Source organism: Zhongshania antarctica (assembly GCF_014202945.1).
GTDB lineage: Bacteria > Pseudomonadota > Gammaproteobacteria > Pseudomonadales > Spongiibacteraceae > Spongiibacter > Spongiibacter antarcticus.
Genome location: NZ_JACHHW010000003.1, coordinates 173,284 through 198,873, shown reverse-complemented (window position 1 = coordinate 198,873; position 25,590 = coordinate 173,284). Strand labels below are relative to the sequence as shown.

Genomic DNA, 25,590 nt, shown 5'->3' with positions numbered 1-25,590 from the left:
ATGTAACTCCTATTGATTAACCGACGCGACGCAAAGGCAAAACATCGGCTTTTACCCGGTCGCCATTACCGGTCATGCTTTGCAGCAGCGTTTGATGTTCTGTCCACTGTACAAGCTCTAAATTGCCCTCAAAGGTCTCCCCTAACAGGGTGCAGTTCTCAATCCAATCGCCGTCATTGCAGTACAGTAAACCCTTTACTTTCTTAAGCGCTGGTTGATGAATATGACCGCACACCACGCCATCCAAACCTCGGCGAGATGCCTCCCGAATCGCGGCCTCTTCAAACACACTAATGACCTGGCGAGCGTTGGGAATGCGCTGCTTTATATAGGTGGCTAGGGACCAATAATTGCGACCGAAACGTCGACGAACAAAATTGGCCCAGCGATTAAGAAATAGCAAAAGGTCGTAGGCTGCATCGCCAACCAAGCCCTCCCACTTACTCAGACGCATATGTTCGTCCAAGCAATCACCGTGAAACATCAGCAATCGCTTACCGGTCACCGTGGTGTGAATGGCTTCACGCTTTATTTCAATGGGGCCGAGAATGTGGCCGACGTAATCGCGCAGAGGCTCGTCATGATTACCGGGAATGTAAACCACGCGCGTGCCAGTACTGGCCTTTTTGAATAAACTGCGCACTACGTCGTAGTGACTTGCGGGCCAATAAAGACTGCGCTTTAGCGCCCAAAGGTCGACAACATCGCCAACCAAATACAGGGTTTCACACTCGGTCTTTGCCAAAAAATCGAGAAGATAATCAGCTCGGCAATCTTTAAAGCCGAGGTGGATGTCAGATAACCAAACGGTTTTATAACGCTGTCTTAGCTCCACCCGTGTGTATCCTCTTTGCCCATTTGGGCCAAGATTAGGGCTTTAGTATGACAATAGCAGGACTAAACAAGGACAGTTTTATGACAAAGACAGGATTTAAAGGAGTGCAAACACGATTCGAGTGAACGTGAAAAAAGGCGACTTAGCGCCGCAAGGCCTCAGGGTAATTCTCGGCGAGAACGTCGTCTAAACGACCCTCAGTAAGTGGCTTACTCGAAAAATGTTTAACCGCCTCTTTACTTTGGGCTAAGGACGCATCATCAGGGTTAAGCGACGTAGTTAGCATTACCACAACCACACCAGCCTGCTGCGCCTCAGGTACGTCAGCGTATTTTTCCAAAAACTGCCAGCCATTCATTACTGGCATATTGATGTCCAAAAAAACCAGCTCTGGCTTGGGGTAGCGACCATTTACTTCGGTGGTTAAGTAATCCAAGGCTTGGCGGCCATTATTCACTTCTACAACCGTCTCGGCGCAGCCGTATTTCTCAATCACCAACCGATGGATGTAATTTGTAGCCTTGCAGTCATCTATAAGCAAGACCCGTTTAAGCATGTTCATCACGATTATCCCTGAGCGAAAAATAAAACACCGTGCCCACATTAAGCTGAGATTCTACCCAAATTTCACCGCCGTGTAACTCTACCACCTTTTTACAGTGGGCCAAACCAATGCCACTTCCCTCAAATTCATCACGCCCATGTAAGCGCTGAAAGATCATAAAAATGTGCTGAAAATGTTCGGGGGCAATACCAATACCGTTATCACTGACGCTAAACTGCCAGCAGTCAAGGCCTCGCTCCGCCGCAATAATAATTTCCGGCGACACATCGGGACGTCGAAATTTAAGTCCGTTGCTGATTAAATTTTGAAATAATAAGCGCAATTCCGTTTTCTTACCGGTAATTACTGGCAGATCTTTATATTCGACACTGCCGCCCACTTCGTCCAGACGTAAACTAAGATCCACGCATACCGCGTTCACCAATTCTTGACAATCCACCTCAGTGAGCTCTGACTCGCCCCCTAAGCGGCCATAATCCAGTAGACCACGGATCAAGGCCGTCATCCGCATAGTCGATTCTTTAATAAACCCGAGAAAGGTTTTCGCTTGTTCATCCATCTCAGAACCGTAGTTCTCTTCAAACATTTCAACTAAGCTTTGCACCGTGCGCAGTGGTTCCTGCAAATCGTGTGACGCAATATAAGTAAACTGCTCCAACTCTTTGTATGCCGCTTTCAGCTTTTGGTTATTCACGCGCAGCTCAAGCTCAGCACCTTTGCGCTCAGTAATCTCTGCGGCCAACAAGGTCTGCTTGCGCGACAGTTCCTGTAGTAGATTGTCAAAAGCCCGCGCCAACTCACCCAATTCACCTCCATCATGAATCGGCAAGTCCTCACTTTGGGTTGCCAAGCCATCGCGGTTAAGGGTGTTACGCATAGATATAATAGGCCCGGCGATACGCCGCGACACGTAGATTGCCAATATCCCGGACATCAACAGCACAAAAATTAAAAACAGATAAATTTTACTAAGCATGCGATCTTTGATGGCGAGGGCATCTTGAAAATCGTGACTGGTAGCTAAAATCAGGCGGTCGGTGCTGTCTTCCGGGTTGTAAGTAATACTGCGCAAGGAGTAAACCAATGCCTTGCCGTTAGTATTACCTTTGCCATTTAGCACCTCGAGCTGAGGCTCGTCCAATAGCCGCTGAGCGATAGGAAAGTCTTCGGTAATCTTACTGCTGCGACCATATTCAAAGGCAAAGCGACGCTCAGCATCAGGGTGCGCTAAATACTCACCCCGACCATTGGCTATAACAAACTGATGGTCTACCCCTGCTATCGATTTCAAGGCATCAAAGGTGGTTTGCAAATTGTGATTAATAATCACAATACCAAACAGTTCGCGATCGGCAGTATATACTGGCGTTGCCGCGCGAATAACCGGCTGCAAAGGCTGCACAATTTCACCAAATTCGCGATTTAGCTCAATATCAGAAAGATAGACGTGGCCGGTATCTAAACGTAGGGTTTCCGATAAATATTTACTCGCACTTTTATCTTGTAATTCATTTTGCGAAATGCGCTGGATAGTGCCACTAGGCCCGTAGCGATCAACCCTAATTAACTCTAGACCGTTAGCGCGAATAAAACGAATTTGCACGTTCTGCGGCTTTGCCTTAAGCATTTCGCTAAAGATCAGCCCAAGCCGAGCTACCCATTCGGCTTCACTAGAACCATCTGATGGGTCGGCACCACCATTGCGCTCCGCCCGAATCAGCCCCTGAATTGGCGGCGTTCCCGTCACAAATCGCAGATCTCTAATCAATTCGGCCATATTGGCGCGAAACTGCACCGCTTGTAGCTCCGACTCATTAATTAAATCTTGCTCAGTGGCGTCGAGCAATTGCTGGTCTAATTGCCCCATAATAATGGACAAAACCACCAAATTGCTGAGCACAATAAGTGCCACCAATGGAAATAGGATCCGCTGAGTAATACTTTTCCGCTTGCCAAGTATCGGCATATGCTCGGAAGCAGGCATATAAAAGCTCGTAATGTAAGGTTACCTACCAAGGTAATTGACGACAGGGGGTCGTAGCCGAGGCTGAATATTCACTCAACAATCCCTGAGTTTCACTATAGGCAATAAGAAAGCCTATGGCTATTAATCCGAGCCTAAATTAAATAGGTAGTTATCGCTATAAAGACGCAATTATACCCCGACAATCAATGCGAATTGCCGAGGCATACCTGCTTAAAATTGGTAGGTTAGGGTCACTCTATAGGTGCGCGGCTCCATTGGGTGCGAGTGGCGGTCTAGCTGGGGTTCAATACCGGCGTTGCGCTCGGATAAAGTCCGTGAGGCATAGTAATAAGTGATATCGTCATCACGTTCATCCAAGGCATTGATGATCTCAAGCCCCAGCGCTATACCATTGCTAAAGCGGTAGCCAATATTGGCATTGACGCTCTGCGATGACGCCGATTCAACATCACCGCCTTCGGTAAGCTTGCGGGGGCCGAAATAGCGCACTCGAAGACCCGCGTACACGCCATTGTCTAATTCAATACTCGCACCCATGGCAAAAACCTGCTCCACGCTGTCGGGCACATACTTACCCAACGCCTGTCCGTTGTCGAATTGCACTTGCCTAAATTCAGTTTCCGACGAGGCAAAATCCATGTCCAGCACAAACCAATCCACCGGCTGGTAAAATACACTCACCTCAAGACCTTGACGACGACTGGCATCGCGGGGCTCGGTGGTAGATTCATCGCCAACAAACACCAACTCTGAATCCAAGTCTAAGCGAAACGCCACTACCGACAGCTGAATATCATTGGCCAGCAAGCTGCGCATACCCAGTTCATAACCCACCGACTCCGACATCAGTGGCACTGCCGCGCTGTTTCTCACTACGCCACGGGCATCATTGCTGTGAAAGCCCTCTCCGTAGTTAAAAAAGAACTCCGTTGTGGAAAAAGGCCCAATACGTAGCGATAATTTGGGCGACAATAAGGCCTCGCGATCGCTGCCACCGGCGGTAGGGTCAAGTTTATCGCTTACCGCCACATCAATAGTTTGGTAGCGCAAACCCGCCACAGAGGCAAACCACGTCGTCCACTGGCTATGCACGCTACCGTACACGCTCAGTGCCTGCTCTTCCACCGCTGCGCTGGCAAACAGATCGTATATCAAGCCCCGCTGGCTAAAGCCCACACCCACACCACTTATGTCATCTAGTCGCACTTCGCCGCCGTAGCGCAATTCATGTACCTTGTTCAGGGTCTGGATGAAATCCAGCTGGCCGCCGAGCGTCAGGCGGTTATCGAATTGGGTAAATTGATCACCGCGCACATCGGGATCGTCACTGTTATCGCGGGAATAATAGCTCGCGTTAGAACTTAAACGCAGCGCGTAATCCACCACATAGAACTGGCTTTGCAGGTCTAATCCATCGTTCAGCGCCGTCCAGAATTCAGCGGATACGCTATAGCGATGAGTGTCGCCACCTGTGCTGTCGTCTAGGGAGCCGTAACGATCTACGCTGCCGTCAGACACTAGGCGTTGAGGAACCTGATCGGTCGACGTCCAATCGGCTTCATAGGCCATCGCCGTCAGGGAATAAGCATTGTCGCCATCACCACGGCTGTACTTCAAAACACCATTGGCTTTATCAAAACCCTCTGGCACCTGCCAAGGGCCGTCGTTTTGCTGGGACTCAAGGGCGTAAACCAGCTGGCCATCTGCCGCCGCCACTCCGCCAAAGGCTAAGAGACGCGCATAATCGTTTTCGCCCACGGTAAGTTTCACCGTCTGATTTACCAAAGCCCGCACATAGGATGTCCTCGCCGTGCCCGCTGAGGAGAAATCTCCCGCCTCGGCATAATAAGGACCCTTGCGATAAACAATGTGATCGACCAATTCAGGAATTAAAAAATTAAGATCGGTATATCCCTGGCCGTGACCATGACTCACCATATTAATCGGCATGCCATCAACATAATTAGCAAAGTCACTGCCGTGATCCAGATTAAAGCCCCGCAAAAAATACTGATTCGCCTTGCCGTCACCGCTGTGTTGGGTCACCACCATACCCGGTATGGTTTCTAATAACTCGGCGGGACGCAGCGCTGGGCGGCGCGCTATTTGCGCTGCCAGAACCGTACCTACCGAAGCAGCCTCAGCGTCGGCTAGGCCCGTATTGGCAAGTGCGCTACCTGTAACCTGCACCTCTTCAAGCTGACCAACGCTGCGCTCGCTTACACCACTAAAACCAGCCGCGTATGCTGGGCATGTAACGACAAAACAACTTATTACTAGCGGATTAAATATCAAATTTGTCAAAGGAATCGCCTCTCGATTTCAAAAATCTCAATGGCGGCGGGAAATTAACGAGGAAATAGCAGAAGCCACAAACGTGACACCGAATATACTCGCCTGATTGCACACCCCGACCATCAGGTAAATGCATATCAGGCAGGTCTACTGGCTCACGACTTCATTCTGAGCGTTTAAGAAAACGCCAGAAAATGCGCTAATCGCCTTCCCAAGTTAAGTGACAACACCTTCCTCAGTGGCCTTGATTAGCGCTCATCGCATACAGTTGCGGGGACAGCTTCAATTAATCGCGAAAAATCTAAAAAGTAATTTTACGCGCCGAATTCCCTATTAATCGCTACGGTGAAATATCACCTTGGAACCTGAAAATGCGCAGCAACTTTAACGCAATTAAACACAAAATTCATCACAATTAAAAATTGTTTAAAAAAACACTTTAAGCCGCCAAAAATAAATGAAACAATATATATCTAAACTTTAAAAAATCTCTAAATGACTGTAAATAAACACTATTTCAACCAAAAAACGCAATACGCAACAACCACAAAATCATCAACATAAAAATTAAAGACGACATAAATTCCTCCGACAACATAGAGTTATTTAAAAACCATCACATTAAAAATTTATTTTATTTATGCGTCACTAAAAAAACAAACCCTAAATTTTAATAATTCACATCAACCATTCCACCTTAATCACTTAAACGCAATGGACACTCGCATGACGAACTTAGAAAACTTGCCCAATAATTGCGGCTTACTTATCTGCGGTCACGGCAGCCGCGCCAAGATTGCCGAACAGGAATTCAGCCTACTCGCTAAAAACCTGCGCCAGCGCTACCCCAAACTCATAATCGAATACGGCTTTTTGGAGTATTCCGCGCCCAATATTCACATGGCGCTTGATGCCCTTCGCGAACAAGGTGTAAAAACCATTTACGCCGTTCCCGGCATGCTGTTTGCCGCCACCCACGCCCAGAACGATATTCCCTCGGTTCTCACCAGCTACCAGCAAAAGCACCCAGATCTGCATATTCATTACGGCCGTGAACTGGGCCTGCACAGCAATATGATTGCTGCCTTTCAGCAACGTATTCTCAATTCCCTTGGCTACACCGACATTCCCGCGCCCGGCGCACTCTACGACACAATGCTGGTAGTCGTCGGTCGCGGCACCTCCGTCGTTAATGCCAATGCCGACGCCGCCAAGCTCTGTCGTATCGCCGCCGAGAACCTTGGCTTCGGCTGGTCCGAGACGGTCTACTCTGGCGTTACCTTTCCCTCGGTTGGCCGCGGTTTAGAAATGGCCTGCAAGCTCGGCTTTAAGAAAATTGTTGTCGCTCCTTACTTCTTGTTTGGCGGCCGGCTTATCGACCGCATTCACAGCTATATTGATAAAGTCGCCGCAGAACAGCCCGAGGTGCAGTTCATCAAAGCTGACTATCTCCGCGACCATCCCAAAGTCATCGACACCTTCGTGGCCCGCTTTGCCGAAACCATGACTGGCAGCCAACAACAGACTGGTCTACTCGCCGACTTTAGCGCTCGACTCGCCCGGGGCGAAGTTGACTTACATCACCACCACGCCGAATACCAAGAACCCAATGCAGCGCATCAGCACAGTCACGGCCATGATCACCCCCACAGTCATTCTCATGAGCAAGCGCATTCCCATGAACATGAAAAGCAACATGATCATGGCCATAGCCATGCCCGCTACCAACACATCGCCCATCCCCACGGCCCTCGCACCATGATTAACGACAATGTCTGCTGCTGTTTTATGAGCCAATTCCCAGCAGAGCTCATTGCCGAAGAGCAGGCGCGCAAGCCCGCGTTAGACGGTATACCTGCCTGCAAGAAGCGCTCTGCTTAATACCTATTCGGTCCATTCCAAGCTTAAAGCACCGGCTGTTTTAAGCTTGGATGGGCGGCACTGCTATTCACATCGCGCAGACGAGCCGACTTAACTTTGGGACGATACACATGCGCCTTGTCGTGGTCGTATAAATACGAGTCGCTAAAGTCTTCACTGGCCAAAACCCATCCCACCAAAATCAAACTGGTGCGGGTAAATTTCTTGTCGCGCACCTTGGCAACAATATCGTTTAAGGTGCCAACAACCTTGTCTTGATCCGGCCACGAGGTACGGTAGCAAACTGCCACAGGGCAATCGGCGCCGTAGTGGGGAATAAGTTCTTCCACAATTTTATGAATGCGGGTAACCCCCAAATGGATCGCCAAGGTCGCGCCGCTGGCGGCCAAGGCTGGCAGTCGCTCGCGCTCGGGAAATGGCGTTTTACCCTCGTAGCGGGTGTGAATAATGGTTTGCGACACCCCAGACAGGGTTAACTCTCTGCCGAGCCACGCCGCCGATGCCGAGGTTGCGGTCACGCCGGGAATAATTTCATAATCGATATTTAAGGTCTGCAAACGGCGGATTTGCTCGCCGATGGCGCCGTATACCGAGGGGTCGCCGGAGTGAATACGCGCCACATCATGGCCCTGCTCACTGGCCCAAGAAATATGCGCCATGATTTCATCGAGGTCTAAAGACGCGGTATCGACAATCCTCAGGGCATCGCCTTGGCGTCCAGCAAAAATTTCGGTGGGCACCAATGAGCCCGCGTAAAGAAGCACCGGACAGGCACTAATTAAGCGCTGGCCTTTTACCGTGATTAACTCTGGGTCGCCTGGGCCGGCACCAATAAAAAATACTTTCACAGCGTTTCCTTTTTGAACATCTTTAAGCAAGCCATCTTTAAAATTTACGCCTTACTGGCATAACCTCGGGGCGTGTAAATCCATTCCTTACTGCCGTTAACAATATGGCGGGTTTCGCGATTGCCCACCGACACCAAGGTGAACATATCAACATCGTTTGCCTTAAGATCGCCCAAGCGTGTAAAGCGAATATCTTCGTCACTGCGAGTAAGCTGGCGACCGATCACCACGGGGGTATTTGCAGGTCGGTACTGCAATAAAATGTCGCGGGCGCTATTCAGCTGCCAATCCCGTTTTTTGGATACCGGATTATAAAAAGACACCACAAAATCACCGCTGCCAGCGCCGTGTAAACGCTGCTCTATCACCGGCCAGGGAGTGAGCAAGTCAGAGAGGGAGATAGTGCAAAAATCGTGGCCTAGCATCGCGCCAACGCGGCTCGCCGCCGCCTGCATCGCCGAGATACCTGGCACCACTTCAATATCGACCGCCAGCCATTCGGGGTGATTCTCTGCGCCGTTAAGCTGCTGATCTAATAGCTCAAACACCAAGGTGGCCATGGCGTAAATACCAATGTCGCCACTGGACACCAACGCCGTGGCCTTGCCACTGGCGGCGAGGTCTAGCGCCAAACGCGCCCGGCCAATCTCCTCGCCCAAGGGCAAATCATGGCAGTGTTTACCCGTGGTCATGTCTGCCAACAAATCCAAATACAGGCCGTAGGCCACCACGTCGCTGCACTGGGCTATAACAGCGCTAGCCAGCGGCGTAATCAAGCGCTCGTCGCCTGGGCCCATACCTACTAAATATAATTTACTCACAATCGCTCACTGTCCTTTTTGTGCTTCTATCGAATTTGTATTGGGATAGGCCCGCGCTATTGCGCAGGTCGCCTTGGCATTTTTCTGTTTGCTGAGCAGTAACTCTGGACTGTCACCAGCACAATCTTGGGCTGCGTACAAAGCGGCTGATTCGGCCACGCCGTATACACCCACCGTTGCAAACACATAATCTGATCGCTGGCTAAGCAGGCCCTCAACTGTCGCGAGTTGCGGCACCGACCAAGTTTGAAACGCCAGGCTGTGCTTTGCGGCCAAACTGATTAAACCCATTTCATCGGCCTTAATATCGATGCTGTTCACGCTGTGAATATCGGCCATCGACAAGCCCGCTTGCTGCAGGCAGTCCGCCAGCAAGTTTGCCAAGGCATCCTCGGGACAATGGCGCTCACAGCCCATGCCGACGGTATAAATAGGCTTTAGATAGGGCTTGGCGGTGGTTTGCACGCATTGCGCACCAAGCAGCTGCGCCACCGCAAAGCCCCAGTCATTGGCGCCACCCTCGTGACCGGATAATAGCGGAATCACAAACTCGCCCTGCTCATCCAACACCAATACAGCGGGGTCTTGATGTTTACTCACCAACACCGGCGCCAAGCAGCGCACCGCAATACCGGTCGCACAAATTAGGATTAAACGCTCACCGCGCAAAAAGGCATGCTGCACAGTGCTAGCGAAATTATCGGGACGATAGCTAAGTGACGACGATGGCTGCAGCAACAGTAAGCGCTCAGCTAAACGCTTCCCCGCTGGCGTTAAGGCAAAAATTCGAATCATGCCCTCGCCCCACTACGACTCACCAAAAACAGCGAGAAGTACGGCCCCGGCCCTGCCTCCAATTGCCTAACATCCTCAACAATCCGCTCATTAGGACGGCCCACAAATTCAAGATAGCGGGCATCGGCTTGCCGCCCCGCCTCGCCCAGCGCGGCGAGAATTTGCGGCCGCGCCTGCCCCGCTTTTAAAATAACCACCGTGTCGTGGCGCTCAAGGGCCGTGAGCAATTCCGCTGGGGCGTGGCGACCGCTGAGCACCGCAAACGACTCAGCAAGCATAGCGAGTGGCGTTTTACTGCGAGCAGCAGCGGCGTTAATCGAGCTAATGCCAGGCACCACTTCGCAGTGAAAGCGATCAGCCAAACGCGCCATTAAATACGCAAACGAGCCAAAGAACAGCGGATCACCTTCACACAAAAACACCACATCGCGGCCCGCGCTTAGCTGCTCGCTAATCCGCTGCGCGGCCTCGTCGTAGGCAGCATTTGCCAGCGCGCGGTCGCGGTTCATTGGCATATAAATAGGCATGTAGATAGGCAATCGCAAGCCTGCACCCGTCTGAATAGACGCCGCCGCTATGTCAGCAGCCTGCGAGTGGCCGTCGGCATTTTCCAAAAAAGCAACCACATCGGCGTGGGCAATTAAGCGATGGGCTTTTAAGGTCAGTAGCTCTGGGTCGCCAGGCCCCACCCCCACCCCGTAAAAAATACCCGCTGCAGGGGTTGGTATTGGGATTTGCGATATCGCCAAAGGATCAGACATTGTCGATAACCTCGCTGCGCGCCGCTGTTTTTTCAAAACGGTATAAATACACCGGCAATAGCGGCCTAAAGCAGGGTTCACCGGCCAATTCACCACGACGACTCACCGCAATTTGCAGGGCTTCGCTGCAATATTGGCCTGCCACTAACTGCTGTTCAAAACTGCGCAACAACTGCTGACTGGTCTCGGTTACCGCACTTACCACCACGCAGCCACCAACAGGAATACGCGACCACACATACTGCAATATCTGAGTAAGCTCACCACCACTGCCGCCGATAAATACCTTATTCGCTGACGGCAATTCGGCCAAGGCCGCAGGCGCGCGCCCTGCTATAATATGCAGGCGATCTGGCACGCCAAAATAACCCCGATTTTGCTGCAAACACACTAAACGCTGCGCATGGGACTCCACTGCATACACCTGCGCCCCGCCGCCCCAGCGCGCCAACTCCACCGCCACACCGCCGCAGCCTGCGCCTATATCCCAAACCACATCGCTGGCCTGAACTTGCATTAATGACAATATATTCAAGCGCACTTCGCGCTTAGTGAGCATGCCCTGACCACTGGCGCCGTCGGTAAAAAACTGCGCGTCGGCAATACCAGGGAATACCGGTAAGACGCCACCGCCCACACCCGCGTGAATCACCGACACATGGAGCGCGGCAAACTCGCGATTCTGTTTGCCCCCCTCGACCAGCAATTCGGACACAGTCCAATGGCTGATCACTTCTTGCGGGTAACCCAAGTTCTCGCACACACTGATTCGCGCTTGGCTAAAACCGCACTCCACACAGAGCTGAGCCAGCTGGCGGGGATGACTGTGTTTATCAGTCAAAATCATTAAGCTCGCGCCAGCGCGCAAATAGCGCCGCAGCACAGATACCGAACGACCATGTAAACTCAATACGTCCAAGTTTTGCAGTGACAAAGCCAAGCGATGGCACGCCGCCTGAATACTGGATATCCCAGCGTGGAAGCGCAGCGCATCAACGCCGAAGTGTGCGATCAAGCAACGACCAATGCCGTAGTACAGCGGATCGCCCGAGGCGAGAACCACCACCCGCTTGTCTGGCATGCCCTCAAGCTGGGCGAGTAATTCTGGAATTTTCGGTAGCAGACGCGCTCGCTGCTCAGGCAGCCACGGCGCGACCAATGCCAATTGCCGCGCACTGCCGATAACCCAATCTGCAGCGCCCAGTGCCGCTTGCGCGGCGGCGGCTAAATGCAATTCCTCTCCAGCCGAATTGCCCACGCCCAAACCAATGACATCCACGGGGAAAAGACGCGCTTGGCTTAACTGAGGCATCGCATTATCTAGCGACATCAATACAGCTCCCCGCGATTACAGCGCAGCAGGGCATTGCACACCGAGGCAGCAATGGCGCTGCCACCTTGGCGGCCCAATAGGGTAATACACTCTAGTCCGAGTGTTTGATGGCAATCCCACAGCGCCTGTTTGGATTCCGCCGCACCAACAAAGCCAACCGGAATACCAATCACCAGTGCTGGCCTGCCCAAACTTGGATCACCCGCCAGCATTTCTAACAAGCGAAATAAGGCGGTGGGGGCGTTGCCAATAATCACCACGCTACCCGCTAAGTGCGGCCGCCAAAACTCCAATGCCGCCATGCTGCGGGTTTCCCCCCGCGCTTGGGCTATAGCACTCACGCCATCGGCATTTAAAAAGCACTGGGCTGGGCGCGCCAACATGCGCTTGGTCAGACCCTGCTTAAGCATTTCTACATCGCAGAGTATTGGCGCCTGCGCGGCCAAGGCCCGCCGCCCCGCATCGCAGGCGCACGCGCTAAACCGCAGCTGCGCTGCCAATGCGGGATCACCCGCGCTATGAATTACCCGCATTGCGACTTGTGCTTGTCCAGCATCAAAGGCCGACAAATCAGCCAGTTCGCGAATCATCGCAAAGCTATTGCGCTCTATTGCGTGGGGGTCTATTTCGTAATCGAATTCCATTTTAAAACCACGTCCAAAAACTATTCATTAAGGCTACTCGTCAAGTACTTTTGCGTAACCGCATACACTAAGGCCTGTGCTGTACTAAATTCTGTGCACCACCTTCCATCACCTTGCGCAAGCACATGCCGCCGCTGCATATACACCGGCAGGGATAATTGCCGCGCCGCGTCCAATTTTGCCGCCACCGCCTCGCCACCACTGTTCTTGCAAACGATGGCGTCAATGGCGTAGTTGCGCAGCAACTCAAGTTCGCCCGCCACGGCAAACGGCCCCACCGCCTGCACCCAAACACCGCTACTTGGAAGAGTGCACTGCAGCGGAATGGCGCTGCGAACGAGCAGTAACTGATGATCTTTAAACAGCGCCAACTCACGACTATCAAGCTTGCCTACGCTCATAAAAATACGCTGTGGGCTTGCCTGAGCGCTGGCTTTAAAAAAGCTCGACAGCTCTGCTAGGTGATTAAACTCATGCCAGTTATCATTCGGTCCCGCCTGCCACAAAGGGCGAGTAAAGCGCCAACAGGGAATACCTAACTCAATACTCACGGCGCTCACACTGGCGCTTATTCTGCTGGCAAAGGGGTGGGTGGCATCGACAATGCCTTGCACACCCCGTCGCCGACACCAAGCGGCCAAGCCACCGTATTGGCTAAAACCACCACTAATGACCTCGCAGGACAAGACTGGCTGGCGCACCATGCCAGCAATGCTGTAAATCAGCGGTCGGCCAATATTGGCTAGCTGCTGGCAAATGGCCTTGGCCTCGCTGGTGCCCCCCAGTATTAAAATCGTCATTGCACTAGCGCCGTATTTTTAGCCACGAAATCACCGGCATGGCCGACAACTTCACCACGACGATTAATGGCCCAAACTTCTAATTCGGTGGTGTGAGGCACAATGCGCCGCGCTTGGATTAGAGCTTGATTGCAAACAACGGCAGCGAGATCCAGACCCGCAGCGTCGCAGAGGTTTAACGCTTCTATGCTGGTGTTAGCATTTTTTACTTGGCTGCAAAGTGCATCATTGGCCCCTGCTTGCGCGGCCCAGTCAGCCAATTGCATAAAGTCGATGTTGGAGGCACGGCTGTGTAAATCTAAATGCCCCGCCGCCAATTTACTAATTTTGCCGAAGCCGCCGCAAATACTTAATTTGGCGATTGACTTGCGGCGCAAGTACTTTAAAACCGCGCCAACAAAGTCGCCCATTTCGATAAGCGCCATATCGTCTAGCTGATAATGGCCGCGAATAAAATCTTCACTTTGGTTGCCGGTACTGGCGGCGATATGCCCGTAGCCATTGCTCGCCGCCACATCAATACCTTGGTGAATAGAGGCAATATAGGCGCTACAAGAGAACGGCCGCACAATTCCGCTGGTGCCCAACACCGACAGACCGCCAAGAATTCCCAAACGCGGATTCATGGTTTTTAAGGCGAGGACTTCGCCGTTTTCAATGCCAATACCAATATCAAAACCGCCGTGGTAATCCGCACCCGCAGCAATACCTTGCAGATGCTGGCTAATCATTTGCCTTGGCACTGGATTAATCGCTGGTTCCCCCACCGCCAAGGCCAAGCCACTGCGGGTAACCGTGCCCACGCCGCGCTCGGCACGAAAATGCATGCCGCTGTTGGCGCTTAAAGCGAGATGAACAAACACCGTGGCGCCGTGGGTAACGTCGGGATCATCACCTGCATCTTTGATGGTTTTGGCCAGTACCCCTGCACCTGCGGGGGCCAGATACACAATGGGCAAGTCCACTATTTTACCCTTGGGCAAGATAATGCTGGCGCAGCTAATCGATTCATCGAATAGCAGTTTTCTTGCCGCCGCTACCGCACAGGCCGTGGCGCAGCTACCCGTTGTTAAGCCGCTGCGCAGCGGCGTAACTGTGTTGGCCGTTTGCTTGGCATCTGCGCTCTCTGGCCACATGGTTTATAGGGCCTGCACAAACCACACCGCACCAAACACCACCGTGGCCGCGCCTAAGACCTGCCGGAACAAATCAAATAAATTACTGTGGCGCTGAGCTAAATACGACTGCACACTGCCAAGGCCCAATCCAAATACCACCATGCCCAATAACACCGAACAGGAAAAAACCAAGACATAAAGCAGCGCCGACAATAACGCCATATCATTAATCACCGGCACCAATGCCAAGGCGGGTGCGCTGCCAGCCAAGCCGTGCAGAGCGCCAACCATAACTGGCGCATGGGCTTTGGCAGCAGGCATTGCGCTATGCTTCAGTGTTTGCTTAGTAGGGTTTGAGGAATCGGCACAGGCATCATTCACTGTACTGCTTTTTACTAAGTGAACATGCACCAGCTCGCCATGTTCATGCTGGTGCTTATGACGCAACATCACCACCCGCTCCCGTCGTAATTGCCACAACAGCGAGCCCCCTATGGCAATCAGCACCACGCCCACCGCAAGCTCGGCAAAATGACCTAGGTTTGTAGGCAGACTCAGCCCCAACCCAAACACCACGCCTGCACTCAGCAGCAGTACCGCGCCATGGCCCAATGCCCAGTGACTACAATGCCGTAAGGTCAGCGCCAAATTTGCCGCTATGCCGCGCTTCTTCCCATTATCGTGATGGCGATTGCTCAAAGCCGACACCGCCATAACATGATCTGCATCCATGGCGTGAACAAAGCCCAGCGAGAAACCCAAGGCGAGAATTGAAATACTAGTCCCTGACACGATCTGCATCCTTTATTTGCGTATGCGGCAAAAACACCTTTGCGATTACCTCGGGTGCCGAGGGAAAGAACAAGTGCAAATACGAGGCGGTTAAACCCCGCTGCCGATATATAGACTCACCCGGCGCGGGGTGCTTGGGCCGCCTGCCGTAGCCAATAGGCTCTGGGGTATTTTCTGATTGAGAGCGATGATGGGCATGGGCGCGCAGCTCGCCTTCCGGCAACACCGCGCTCTGCATACCTTGGCAACCGCCACGGCCACGCATGGACGCTTGGCCAGCAAGCAACGCCAGCATGGTATGGCGAGTGCCCGCCAAATCCTTGAGGCTTTCTAGGCAATACATAAAGCCGCCACACTCAGCCAAAATCCCTTTGCCACTTTGATAAAACTGCTGAATTTCTCCGTGCATTGCGGTGTTTGCAGCCAGCGCGTCTGCGTGTAACTCCGGGTAGCCGCCGGGCAACCAGAGGGCGTCGGCCGCAGGCAATTTAGTGTCGTGAATTGGCGAGAAAAATTGCAGATCGGCGCCCATCGCGGTTAACAACTGGGTGTTAGCTGGGTAAATAAAACTAAAGGCCTCATCCTGTGCAATCGCAATTTTTACCCCAGCCAATAAGCGCGGTGGCGGCGCAATTGACTGGGCAGAAAAACGCACTGGTGGCGGTAAGCTCGCCAAGCTACTGGCGCCAACCAGCTCGGCGGCGGCGTTAAAGCAGGTTTCTAATTCCTCGCGCACTTCACAGGCTTGCACCAAACCAAGATGACGTTCCGGTAGGCGAATAGTCGGCGTATTGGCAAAGCTCGCCAGTAAGGGCAAGCTTGCTGGCAGGGCGTCGGAAATCAGCTGGCGATGGCGTTCAGAGGCGCAGTGATTGGCAATTAGGCCCGTCACCTCAACGTCGTCGCGGTAATTGGCTAGACCACAGGCCAAGGCCGCTGCGGTTTGCGCCATGCCCTTCACGTCCATAATCAGCACAATGGGAATGCCAAAGGTGCGCGCCAAATCCGCGCTCGATGGATCGCCATCGAACATACCCATGGCGCCCTCCACCAAAATCAAATCGGCGGTTTGCGCGGCGCGGTAAAACTGATCTCGGCAATAGGCCTCGCCCGCCATCCACAGATCGAGCTGCGCTACTGGGTGGCCAGAGGCCTGCTCAAGAATTTGCGGGTCTAAATAATCGGGGCCCATTTTAAAAATGCGCACCTCGCGGCCCTGCAAACGGTGGTAGCGGGCAATAGCCGCAGTAATTGTAGTTTTACCCTGGCCCGAAGCGGGCGCGGCCAAAAACACCGCCGGACATAAAATATCACCAGGCATACGTGACCCCTCCCTTTGTTAAACGAGAACGAGCAGTAGCCAACTTTTGAATGTGCAAACGCAGTGTCATTCCCTACTCCTTTAGAAATTCTGAACGTACTTATATCGCCGTTAAATTAACGACGACGCGATACAATAAAACTCAGAATAAGCTAGGGATGTAGAATAAGGCCGGTATGCGGAATAGCTTAGTAACGCGAACTACACGCGTTATGAAAAACGAGGAAATAAGCGGAATAGCAGCAATAAAGCCGTATTCCAGCGCTGGAAATTGCGCAGAAAACCGAGAGTACATGAAATCTCCTCGCACCCGCCGTGCGATGTTCTGTGAATGAAACCAATGGCCGGTCTTCGGGCTCATAAGCGGATCTCTCCTCGGTTCACCCCTTCCCATGCCACAGCACAGTGGTTATGGCGAACCTAGCTTAATTACCGATGCGGGGGCAGCGCTGGATTCAAATACACACCAGACTTCCCGATTATCTCTTTACAGAGCACCTTTGGTGTGGCGATTGTAGCGACTTTAGGTTGGGAGGCAAAGGACTAAATGGCGACTAAGGCTCGCGGCATCAAGATTTAGCTAGGGCTTGCAGCTTGGCTAAATCCGTCAATATTCTAAGTTTGCCCCTCCACTCATGGCAGAGATATTTGTGGTGAGACTATCAAATAGTTTGCAATGCGCATTACTGTGCGCATAATAATAGTTATGCGCTCTGTTAGAGGACCAAATCATGCAGCCCTTATTTGACCTAGAAGCCCCCAAAAAACCTACAAACCTTAGCTTAAACAGTGACTTACTAAGAAAATGCAAAGACTTAAAAATCAATCTCTCAGCCACTCTTGAGCAAGCCCTTAGCGACAAATTAGCAAAGTTAAACTCCGAGAAATGGGCTAATGAGAACAAAAACGCCATACAGGCCTACAATCATTTTGTAGATGAACACGGCTGTTTTGGTGACGAATTTAGGGAGTTTTGATGGCACAGTTTGATGTTTACCAAAATCCGAGTAAAAACACTCGGAATGCATTTCCATACTTGCTTGATATCCAAAATCCAGTTATTTCCGACATTGCAACCAGAATCGTTATTCCACTGGGTCGGCTACAAAGCTTCAATAATAAAAGTATGCATAATTTAACGCCGGAAATTGAATACAATGGAGAAAAATATTTATTACTCACACCTCAAATAGCATCAATCCCATCTAAAATTTTAAAAGCCCCCATTGGGTCTTTAAATCATTTTCGTAATGAAATTATTGCAGCGATAGACTTTGCGATTACAGGCATTTAACGCCGCAATGTCAGCTGCCGAAACGTAGGTCAGGTAGTCCTACACCATTACCTTGTTAAAAGATGTTTTGATTTGCAAGATTAATTGCCATTGCGCGAACAAGAATGTCATCACTACCGCCCTCCTTGTAAGTGTAGAAATTGGCACCTCGACAATTACAAAGCGCCATTGGGTCTCTATCGTGTATCAATGCCTGATTTGTGAACTCACAAAACACACCCAAGGTATTTTTATGCTCTTTAGTGCGTAAAGCCTTCTCGTTTTCTTCCATAAAGCCATTCAACTGTTCCGAATTTAGGCGCTGCAGGTTATCAACTGAGTCAATCATAAGCATGTCATTCGAAGGATTCAGGACATCGCTTGTGTTAATTGCAATGAGCCCTCTAGACCTGCTGGATTTATCTATTGAAAGTCTAACTTTAATTTGCTCGTTAGCTTTCTTAATGTTTGCAGAAAGTTTTTTTAAAGACCGTAGTCTTTTACACTCAACGTATACTTTTACTCCTTCAACTACCGCGACAATATCCGCCTCATGGTTGAGGTCAACCGTGAAACCACCGTTTATAAACCGCGCAGCCATACTGAGCTCGAAAGAGAAATTTCTAGACTGGTCTTTCTCTGATTCAGTGCGAAATGCCGATCCTGCCACCACCTTCTTTAGCCTACTAAAATACAATTCAAAATCAGCCCCCACCATTACTCCTTTAAGCCTGATTAACTCAGTAGCTTCAGAATAAGCGTTCAAGAATTCGTGGAACACAGATTCCAATTCACCTTCAGCAGGACCATAGTTTATTGACGAATAAAAATTGTCTATAGATTTTTTGTACTGCCTAAAGCGTGTTTTTTTATAGTTGAATCCCATTTCATCAAGCCAGTCACAAGCCTCAACATATTGTGCCAATACCGACTCGCCGTCTCGGACATAATTCTCGTAAGGTATATTTTGAAATTTCAATCGCCCCCCTTTTGGATCACTACCTCAATCATAGATCCGCTTTTAACTACTTAGCGTTTATCGGTTTCGCTGCACGACATATAAACCCTAAGTAGTTAATGAGAATGACACAACTGTTCACACCCTTTTCGACTCAGCCATACCAGGCTTAATCCAACATCTAGAGGAGTGGCCGTGAAGCGCCTCGGTGGCCTTAGACTCTGAATCAAGCTCAGAATGACGAAGCTAGAGGTAATTGCAGTAACACGCCTCCAGCGTATGGCATGAACCCAGTCAGACGTTACCTCGCTAATTGCGGGCTGTTGGCTAATGAGCTTATCAACAGCATTCACACCAAGCTCACCCTAAGCAGTCTGTGCCAGTTTCGCCGTAAGGTGCTGTTTAACTCCCGGCCATTCATTACTGATAATGGTGAACACCACGGAGTCTCGAATTCGGCCGTCGGCCATTACCATGTGGTTGCGCAGGATGCCTTCTTGCTTGGCGCCTAAACGCAAAATGGCGTTGCGGGAGTTTTGGTTGAGGAAGTCGGTGACGAACTCGACGCGATTTACTTTTAGGTTTTCGAAGGCGTGTTTAAGCATCAAAAGTTTGGCTTCGGTATTGATGTGGGTTTTTTGGTGGGATTTGGCAATGAAGCTAAAGCCGATTTCTACGCGTTTATTTGGTGGGCTGGCGCGCATATAGCGACTGGAGCCAACTACCTTGCCACTGCGTTTATCGATAATGGCGAAAACCAGGCCGTCGCCCTCTTCTAGCGCATAGTAGGCGTTGCCGATAAATTCGTCGAGGTCATCAGGGTGAGGGACTTTGGTAACGAAGATTCGCCACAATTCGCCGTCGTCGATGGCTTCGGCTAGACCCTGCTTATGGCTAATCGACAGCGGCTCTAGTCGCACGCTGGGGCCGTCTAATACTATCTTGTCGAATACCATAACACCTCCATGTCTATAGCCAATTTAACTACAGTTGGAAATGCAAAGCGAATGCCAACAGCAGCGTCATGAACAAATCGTTGCCGCTGCTGGCATTGGTGTTGTAGCCGTAATTAGAAGCTCAGGCGAACATCCATGCCATAGCTTTTGGGCTCACCAAAATATCCCGCTTGGTAGGCACCTAGGCTAATACTGTGCACTTTGTATTCCTCATCATCGAGGTTGCGACCCCACAGTGCGACTTCTAGGCCAAGACGACCAAGCCTGATATCCGACAGCGCGAGCCGCGCGTTTACTAGGCCGTAATCGTCGAGGAAAAAGCCGCTCATATCGTCATTAAAAGCCGTGCCGTAGCGCTCGTCGGTCCATTGATAGTCGATACTCGCATTCAGCATCATGGGACTAGATGCACTGCCCACCGCGCGTTCATAATCTAAACCAAGGGTATAATTGTGTTCTGGAGCGTAGGGCATTTCGGCCTGATTGGCGACGTTTTCGCCCTGGGTTGGGCTAGCGCCGCGCTGGTCGATATACTCGATGAAATCGGCATCGGTATAGCCGTAAGACAGCTGCATGGTTAGGCCGCGCATTAACACCGCCATGACATCAACTTCAAAGCCGTCGATCTGAGCCTCACCTACGTTGAATACGTCGGTGAGGAAGATGGTGGCGTTATTGGTGATCTGCTGCAATTGCATGTCTTCGTATTCAGCGCGAAACACCGAGGCGTTGACGCTGACGCGATTATTAAGCCAGCTCGACTTGACCCCTAACTCGTAGGACACCATATGCTCTTCGTCAAAAGGCGGGGTAAAGCCGTCTTCGGTACTGCGCACATTGTAACCACCCGACTTATAGGCGGTGACCACTTTAGCAAAAGTACTCAGCTCGTCGGTCCAGTTATAATCTAGGGTGAGGCTGGGGTTAAAGTTGCTCCAGGTCTCGCTGTCTGACTGTTCGCCGCCAGTAAAATACACTGCGCTGTCTTTGCGCGCCTCGCGCTTGTCGACGGTGTAGCGTCCGCCCAAAGTCACATCTAAACGATGCGCAAGCATCGCCGGAGACCAGGTCAGCTGGCCGTAGGCAGCGTAGGCCTCGGAGGTGGAATAGATTTGCCGATCTTCAAGCGTCACCGTGAGCAAGGTGGGCGGCAACAGCGGATTGGGATTGGCTATTACCACCGGCACGGTGTCGGTTTCTAGTTCGCTGCCGTGTTCTTTAAAGTAATACAGCCCCGCGACATAGCGCCAGTTTTCACCGCTTTCACCGACAAACTGAAACTCTTGCGAGAGCTGATCTTGTTCAATGTCGACACCAATTTTAAAGCCGGGAAGACCTCCACCGTAGTTCTGCACAATATCTTCGGCCAGCTCTCGGTAGCCGCTAATGGACTTTAGCTCGCCCCAGCCGGTATCGATGCTAACAATAAAGCTGTGGCCGCTAATTTCGGTGTGGCTTGGTGTTACGCCGCCATCCCAACTGCCAGTGTCACTGCGCTGTTCATTCGCCGGAATGGCATTGCCGGTAGAGGACGTGGTTTGGTAATAATGCTGGGGGCCGTCAATTTCAGAGAAATCGTAAGCGTAATCAATACTCACCTTCTCGTTGAGGTCCCAGCGCACGGCCGCGCGGCCAGCTTGTTTTTCTTCTTCGCCGAAGTTTTTACCTTCGCCGGTATTCTCAACCCAGCCGTCGTGGCCAGACTCTAAATAACTTAGCTTGGCCGAAAAGCCGCCCACTTTTCCGCTTTCAATTTTGCTTAATGAGCGCCAGTAATCGCGATTACCCGCGCTGAACTGCTGGCTAATGGCAAATTCTTCGCCGGGCTTGGCGGTAATTAAATTGATGGCGCCGCCGGTGGTATTGCGACCGTATAAGGTGCCTTGCGGACCCCGCAGTACCTCAATGCGCTCGAGATCGGCCACATCACTGGTTAAGCCAATACTGCGCGCGACGTAAACGCCGTCTAAATAAATGCCCACTGCGGGATCTTGAGTTGACTGGCTGTCGTTATTGCCAACGCCGCGCATAAATACCACAAGGGAGCTGCGACTATTGGGGAACGGTGTAATGGTGACATTGGGCGCCAAGCCCGCAATGTCGCCAAGATCGCTAATACCGAAGCGCTCGAGCCGCTCACTTGAAAATGCCAGAATTGAGATTGGGGTGTCCTGCAAAGAACTTTCCCGCTTTTCGGCGGTAACCAAAATTTCTTCTAGCGCCAAATCGTTTGCAGCCAGCGCGCCACTCGAATTGAGCGCAATCGCCATCGCGAGAGCCGATACTCGGTAAACAAAATTGCTCATAACCGTCTCACTTGTCATTTTTATTATTGCGGAATCAAAACCGCACCATTTAACAAGAGATAGTCGCAGCTCCCGCTATTGGCGAGCTATCGTCTGTATGGATTATCGAGTGAGTAGGTAAACTGGGAAGGGACTTTTACGATGAAAGTAGCGCATATTAAACCTCGAGTGACACGGCGGTATCGCGCCACTCGAGGCCAGTAAACTCAGCTAGCTAACGCGGCTATTACACTGCCATAGAGGCCACCAAGTACTAATACCAGTGTTGCCAAACCACCAATACCAAAGCCTAGACTGCGTTTTTCTGCCGCCATTAGGTAGCCCCGGCAATACAGCGCGCGACCAAGAACAAACAAGGCACCTAAGCCTGCAGCTACCGGCGCACTAATATAGCTAGCAAATAACCACATCGCGGGAATCACCACCACCATTTGCTCTAGGGTATTTAGCTGCACACGAATCATTCTTTCCAGCTTTGGGTCTCCGGTCATGGCCGGGGCCTGAATACCGGTTTTACCGCGGGTCATTCCAACCATCATCACAAACACAATGTATTCGAGTAAAATTACACCCATTACAACGCTAACTAATGCCATTTTCTTATTCCTATTTTATAAATACACTGAGAAGCTAAGTTTTGCGTCTCAATTGCCATTGATTGTTTGCTTGCGTATTAACTGCTGCATACTTTGTTGCACATCGGGCCCTAACAAAGCCACCCAGCGCTGCGACAAAGACTCCAGACGTTTATCTACCCGGAGCAACTCCTCGTCGCTCCCCTCTTCAAGCACTAACAGACCCTGCTTTATGAGGGTGTCCATATAAACACGAAACAAGTTTTTATCGAAATATTCCGGCGCCTCGCGGCCACTTAATATCGCCAAACGCTGCGCCATTTCAATAGTGTGTTGTTCAATGTCTTTGCGAGGCGCTGGGGTGTCAGAAATTTCCTGCACCAATAGCAAACTCGTTACGGTGTAGCGTTCAAAGGTTTCCCGCAGAATACGACCAAGCCCGGTCAATACGGCGTAGGTTTCGGTGCCGACATTGGCGCGGCTCAAAGTGCCGTCTACCTCGTTGCGACTCAGCAAATTGAGGTCGACCAAATTATTTATTTGCTCGGCAACCGCCTCGGCACAATCGGCAATACTCACGCGCAAAAACAATTCCTGTTTCACAAAGGGGTAAAGTAACACGCAGGCCTGAATTAACTCGGCCTCGTTAACGGTCTGACTGTGGCGGAAAAAGCGCGCAATCAAACTCGGCAAGGCGAGCACATGCATCACCGAATTCCGATAATAGGTTAGCATTACCGCTTCTTTTCCGGTCGCAGTAATAATCGGCCCCCAGGGATGTTCGATGCGCGAAAGCCCCGCCGTGCGAGCTGCCTGCTCAAATATATGTTTGGCACTGCCCTCGGGCAAAGTGACATCTGGGCTATAGGGCAAACGCTTTAATAGCGCTATGAAATGATCAATCTGCAGGAGCAATTCATCTTCCGCCATCGCCCGCTGGGGGCTAGACAATAAGATCATCGACACTAGGCCAATGGGGTTCACCACTGCCGCCGCATTGATCCGCTCCATATTTTCTTGGGCAATATAGTCAACCACGGCGGGCACAAAACTTTGGTCGCCCTGCTGGTTCAACTTACGCCAATTAGGCTCAACATGACTAAAACATTCATCCAGACTTAGCGGCTCACCAAAGGCGATATGGGGGCTGCCGTAGGACGATTTAAAGATTTTACGCGCCTTTAACAAGCCGCCTGCCGACTCACTTTGTTTGGCGGCGCCACGCAGCTCTTTAACATAGGAGGCGCTTTCCACCAGTTTGTCGTAGCAAATGTAAATAGGAACTAAAGCCACCGAGCGGCCAGGCTGCTGAATAAAGCTGTCTACCGTCATTCGCAACATGCCCTTTTTGGGCGGCAATAATCGTCCGGTGCGGCTTCGGCCACCCTCGGGAAAAAACTCCACGGGGTAGCCCCGGCTCAAAATTACATCTAAATAGGATTTAAATACCGCAGTATAGAGGGGCTGCCCAGTAAAGCTGCGGCGAATATAAAACGCACCCGCCCGACGCAACATGCCACCCACCGGCCAAAAATTTAAATTCACGCCAGCGGCAATATGCGGTGCCAACAAGCCTTGCACATAAAGCGTGTAAGAGATGAGCAAATAATCGAAATGGCTGCGATGAGAGGGCATGTATATCAGCTGCTGACTATTGGCTGTCTCGCGCAAGCGTTCAACATGATGAATATTTAAGCCCGAAAAAATCTTGCGAAACACCCAGCTCAGAATCAATTCTAGCGCGCGGATCATCCGGTCGTTGTAATTGGCCGCAACTTCTTCGGCCATTTTCCGCGCCTTCTTTTTAAGGGCGCTCACATCGTCTTCTGGGCCTGTGAGTTCAGCGGCTATTGCGTCTTTCACTGTTTGACGACGTAGCACAACGTCAATAATTTGCTGGCGTGACAGTGAGCGCGGCCCGAGGCTCGCGGTTGCCCGGCGCGAAAAGTAAAACGACATCATGCGGGCCAGCATGGCCGCTGCGGCCTCTGGGTCTTTTTTGCGCGCCACAAATTTATCAAAGGTTAAGGGCTGGGCGACATGCACGAGTACATTGCGACGCTGGGCAATAATAATCAGCAATTTACGCAGCGCACCGGCCCGCTCGCCGTCGCCGAGCAGTAATTTAAAGAACGAGGTTTCACTGCCGGGGTTGCGACCCCAAAAAATTGATACTGGCACAATCTGCAGGGGATATTCGCCTTGCGCGGCCTGCTCGATTAAGCCCGCCATGGTTTTCTGACCACGAGAGCCGCCACGCTGCCCCGCTAACACGGGCAAATATAAACAGCTGGCGTGGCCGGCATCAGGTAATTTGCCGGGTGAGGTGCGCAACAATGGCAGATCATGGGCTTTAAAGATGCGCTCTAGCAAAAAACGATCGGTCCAGCTGTGCAAACGCAGTACGTAGCAAACCGGCTTACCGCGAAGCTCATCGTACAGCGCTTCATCAAATTGAATTAGCTTTGGTTTTACGCCAGCAAGAAAAGGCGCCGACAAAATTCGACACAACACAAAATACAAACGGGTAAACCACGGCATGATGCTCAAATCCTTAGTCAATTCTGCGCCCACTCAATTATATTTGTCGTTTTTACGCCGAGTAAGCGCCTAGATTAGGGCCATTGTGGCCGCTGGCGGCAATTTTACTTGGTCTGCACGCTCCCGTCGCGTTTTTCGCTAAAGGCCAAACTTTCGGCCGCTAAAAAGCCGTCTTAGGGATAACA

General features: G+C 51.2%; 22 protein-coding genes and 2 riboswitches. Of the genes, 3 read left to right on the top strand and 19 right to left on the bottom strand.

The annotated features are described in order from the left end of the window. Nucleotides 1-16: 16 nt before the first annotated feature. From HNQ57_RS05935 to HNQ57_RS05920, 4 genes are all read right to left on the bottom strand, one after another. The gene (locus HNQ57_RS05935) at nucleotides 17-835 is read right to left on the bottom strand and encodes a UDP-2,3-diacylglucosamine diphosphatase (protein WP_184461687.1); all 819 of its coding nucleotides are present in this window, start codon (nucleotides 833-835) and stop codon (nucleotides 17-19) included. Nucleotides 836-977: 142 nt separating this feature from the next. After that, complete coding sequence (locus HNQ57_RS05930) at nucleotides 978-1,397, bottom strand: response regulator (protein ID WP_184461686.1); 420 nt, start codon at nucleotides 1,395-1,397, stop codon at nucleotides 978-980. Continuing rightward, nucleotides 1,384-3,384: a sensor histidine kinase gene (locus HNQ57_RS05925; RefSeq protein ID WP_184461685.1), complete on the bottom strand. Its 2,001-nt coding sequence runs from the start codon at nucleotides 3,382-3,384 to the stop codon at nucleotides 1,384-1,386. The genes HNQ57_RS05930 and HNQ57_RS05925 overlap by 14 nt, the downstream gene beginning before the upstream one ends. A gap of 213 nt (nucleotides 3,385-3,597) precedes the next feature. Further along, the gene (locus HNQ57_RS05920) at nucleotides 3,598-5,691 is read right to left on the bottom strand and encodes a TonB-dependent receptor (RefSeq protein WP_184461684.1); all 2,094 of its coding nucleotides are present in this window, start codon (nucleotides 5,689-5,691) and stop codon (nucleotides 3,598-3,600) included. A 115-nt stretch (nucleotides 5,692-5,806) separates the two neighbouring features. Then, a riboswitch (cobalamin riboswitch) is annotated at nucleotides 5,807-6,066 on the bottom strand. 342 nt (nucleotides 6,067-6,408) lie between these two features. Between HNQ57_RS05920 and HNQ57_RS05915 the strand changes: the two genes are divergently transcribed. Then, nucleotides 6,409-7,563, top strand: a complete 1,155-nt coding sequence (locus tag HNQ57_RS05915; protein WP_184461683.1) for a sirohydrochlorin chelatase — start codon at nucleotides 6,409-6,411, stop codon at nucleotides 7,561-7,563. Nucleotides 7,564-7,586: 23 nt separating this feature from the next. On the opposite strand, the gene cobM is transcribed toward HNQ57_RS05915, so the two are convergent. From cobM to HNQ57_RS05865, 10 genes are read right to left on the bottom strand one after another with little or no spacing between them, the layout of a single operon-like run. Beyond that, the gene (gene cobM / locus HNQ57_RS05910; protein WP_184461682.1) at nucleotides 7,587-8,411 is read right to left on the bottom strand and encodes a precorrin-4 C(11)-methyltransferase; all 825 of its coding nucleotides are present in this window, start codon (nucleotides 8,409-8,411) and stop codon (nucleotides 7,587-7,589) included. A 44-nt stretch (nucleotides 8,412-8,455) separates the two neighbouring features. Beyond that, nucleotides 8,456-9,232: a precorrin-3B C(17)-methyltransferase gene (cobJ, locus tag HNQ57_RS05905; protein ID WP_184461681.1), complete on the bottom strand. Its 777-nt coding sequence runs from the start codon at nucleotides 9,230-9,232 to the stop codon at nucleotides 8,456-8,458. 6 nt (nucleotides 9,233-9,238) lie between these two features. Next, nucleotides 9,239-10,027 carry a cobalamin biosynthesis protein gene (locus HNQ57_RS05900; protein ID WP_184461680.1) on the bottom strand — a complete coding sequence of 263 codons (789 nt, stop codon included), beginning with the start codon at nucleotides 10,025-10,027 and terminating at the stop codon, nucleotides 9,239-9,241. Further along, nucleotides 10,024-10,788, bottom strand: a complete 765-nt coding sequence (gene cobI / locus HNQ57_RS05895) for a precorrin-2 C(20)-methyltransferase (RefSeq protein WP_184461679.1) — start codon at nucleotides 10,786-10,788, stop codon at nucleotides 10,024-10,026. Before cobI ends, HNQ57_RS05900 begins: the two co-directional genes overlap by 4 nt. After that, nucleotides 10,781-12,118, bottom strand: a complete 1,338-nt coding sequence (cbiE, locus tag HNQ57_RS05890) for a precorrin-6y C5,15-methyltransferase (decarboxylating) subunit CbiE (RefSeq protein WP_184461678.1) — start codon at nucleotides 12,116-12,118, stop codon at nucleotides 10,781-10,783. Before cbiE ends, cobI begins: the two co-directional genes overlap by 8 nt. Continuing rightward, a complete protein-coding gene (locus HNQ57_RS05885; RefSeq protein WP_184461677.1) occupies nucleotides 12,118-12,765 on the bottom strand; it encodes a precorrin-8X methylmutase in 648 nt (215 codons plus the stop codon). Before HNQ57_RS05885 ends, cbiE begins: the two co-directional genes overlap by 1 nt. A gap of 20 nt (nucleotides 12,766-12,785) precedes the next feature. Further along, a complete protein-coding gene (locus HNQ57_RS05880) occupies nucleotides 12,786-13,565 on the bottom strand; it encodes a precorrin-6A/cobalt-precorrin-6A reductase (RefSeq protein WP_184461676.1) in 780 nt (259 codons plus the stop codon). Beyond that, the gene (locus HNQ57_RS05875) at nucleotides 13,562-14,701 is read right to left on the bottom strand and encodes a cobalt-precorrin-5B (C(1))-methyltransferase (RefSeq protein WP_184461675.1); all 1,140 of its coding nucleotides are present in this window, start codon (nucleotides 14,699-14,701) and stop codon (nucleotides 13,562-13,564) included. Before HNQ57_RS05875 ends, HNQ57_RS05880 begins: the two co-directional genes overlap by 4 nt. A gap of 3 nt (nucleotides 14,702-14,704) precedes the next feature. After that, the gene (locus HNQ57_RS05870) at nucleotides 14,705-15,475 is read right to left on the bottom strand and encodes an urease accessory protein (protein ID WP_184461674.1); all 771 of its coding nucleotides are present in this window, start codon (nucleotides 15,473-15,475) and stop codon (nucleotides 14,705-14,707) included. Further along, a complete protein-coding gene (locus HNQ57_RS05865; RefSeq protein ID WP_184461673.1) occupies nucleotides 15,462-16,796 on the bottom strand; it encodes a cobyrinic acid a,c-diamide synthase CobB in 1,335 nt (444 codons plus the stop codon). The genes HNQ57_RS05870 and HNQ57_RS05865 overlap by 14 nt, the downstream gene beginning before the upstream one ends. 325 nt (nucleotides 16,797-17,121) lie before the next feature. Continuing rightward, a riboswitch (cobalamin riboswitch) is annotated at nucleotides 17,122-17,313 on the bottom strand. A gap of 214 nt (nucleotides 17,314-17,527) precedes the next feature. On the opposite strand from HNQ57_RS05865, the gene HNQ57_RS05860 reads away from it, so the two are divergent. Further along, entirely contained in the window at nucleotides 17,528-17,773 is a 246-nt protein-coding gene (locus HNQ57_RS05860) for a type II toxin-antitoxin system CcdA family antitoxin (protein ID WP_184461672.1), read from the top strand. Continuing rightward, a complete protein-coding gene (locus HNQ57_RS05855) occupies nucleotides 17,773-18,090 on the top strand; it encodes a CcdB family protein (RefSeq protein ID WP_184461671.1) in 318 nt (105 codons plus the stop codon). Before HNQ57_RS05860 ends, HNQ57_RS05855 begins: the two co-directional genes overlap by 1 nt. 55 nt (nucleotides 18,091-18,145) lie before the next feature. Here the strand turns inward: HNQ57_RS05855 and HNQ57_RS05850 are convergent, their stop codons facing one another. The 5 genes from HNQ57_RS05850 to plsB form a co-directional block, all read right to left on the bottom strand. Continuing rightward, nucleotides 18,146-19,048 carry a hypothetical protein gene (locus tag HNQ57_RS05850; RefSeq protein ID WP_184461670.1) on the bottom strand — a complete coding sequence of 301 codons (903 nt, stop codon included), beginning with the start codon at nucleotides 19,046-19,048 and terminating at the stop codon, nucleotides 18,146-18,148. Between the two features lie 344 nt (nucleotides 19,049-19,392). Then, the gene (locus tag HNQ57_RS05845) at nucleotides 19,393-19,983 is read right to left on the bottom strand and encodes a GNAT family N-acetyltransferase (protein ID WP_184461669.1); all 591 of its coding nucleotides are present in this window, start codon (nucleotides 19,981-19,983) and stop codon (nucleotides 19,393-19,395) included. Nucleotides 19,984-20,096: 113 nt separating this feature from the next. Continuing rightward, entirely contained in the window at nucleotides 20,097-22,289 is a 2,193-nt protein-coding gene (locus tag HNQ57_RS05840; protein WP_184461668.1) for a TonB-dependent receptor, read from the bottom strand. Between the two features lie 206 nt (nucleotides 22,290-22,495). After that, nucleotides 22,496-22,885, bottom strand: coding sequence for an MAPEG family protein (locus HNQ57_RS05835; protein ID WP_184461667.1), 390 nt, complete (start codon nucleotides 22,883-22,885; stop codon nucleotides 22,496-22,498). Nucleotides 22,886-22,933: 48 nt separating this feature from the next. Next, nucleotides 22,934-25,405: a glycerol-3-phosphate 1-O-acyltransferase PlsB gene (plsB, locus tag HNQ57_RS05830; RefSeq protein ID WP_184461666.1), complete on the bottom strand. Its 2,472-nt coding sequence runs from the start codon at nucleotides 25,403-25,405 to the stop codon at nucleotides 22,934-22,936. Between the last annotated feature and the right edge of the window lie 185 nt (nucleotides 25,406-25,590).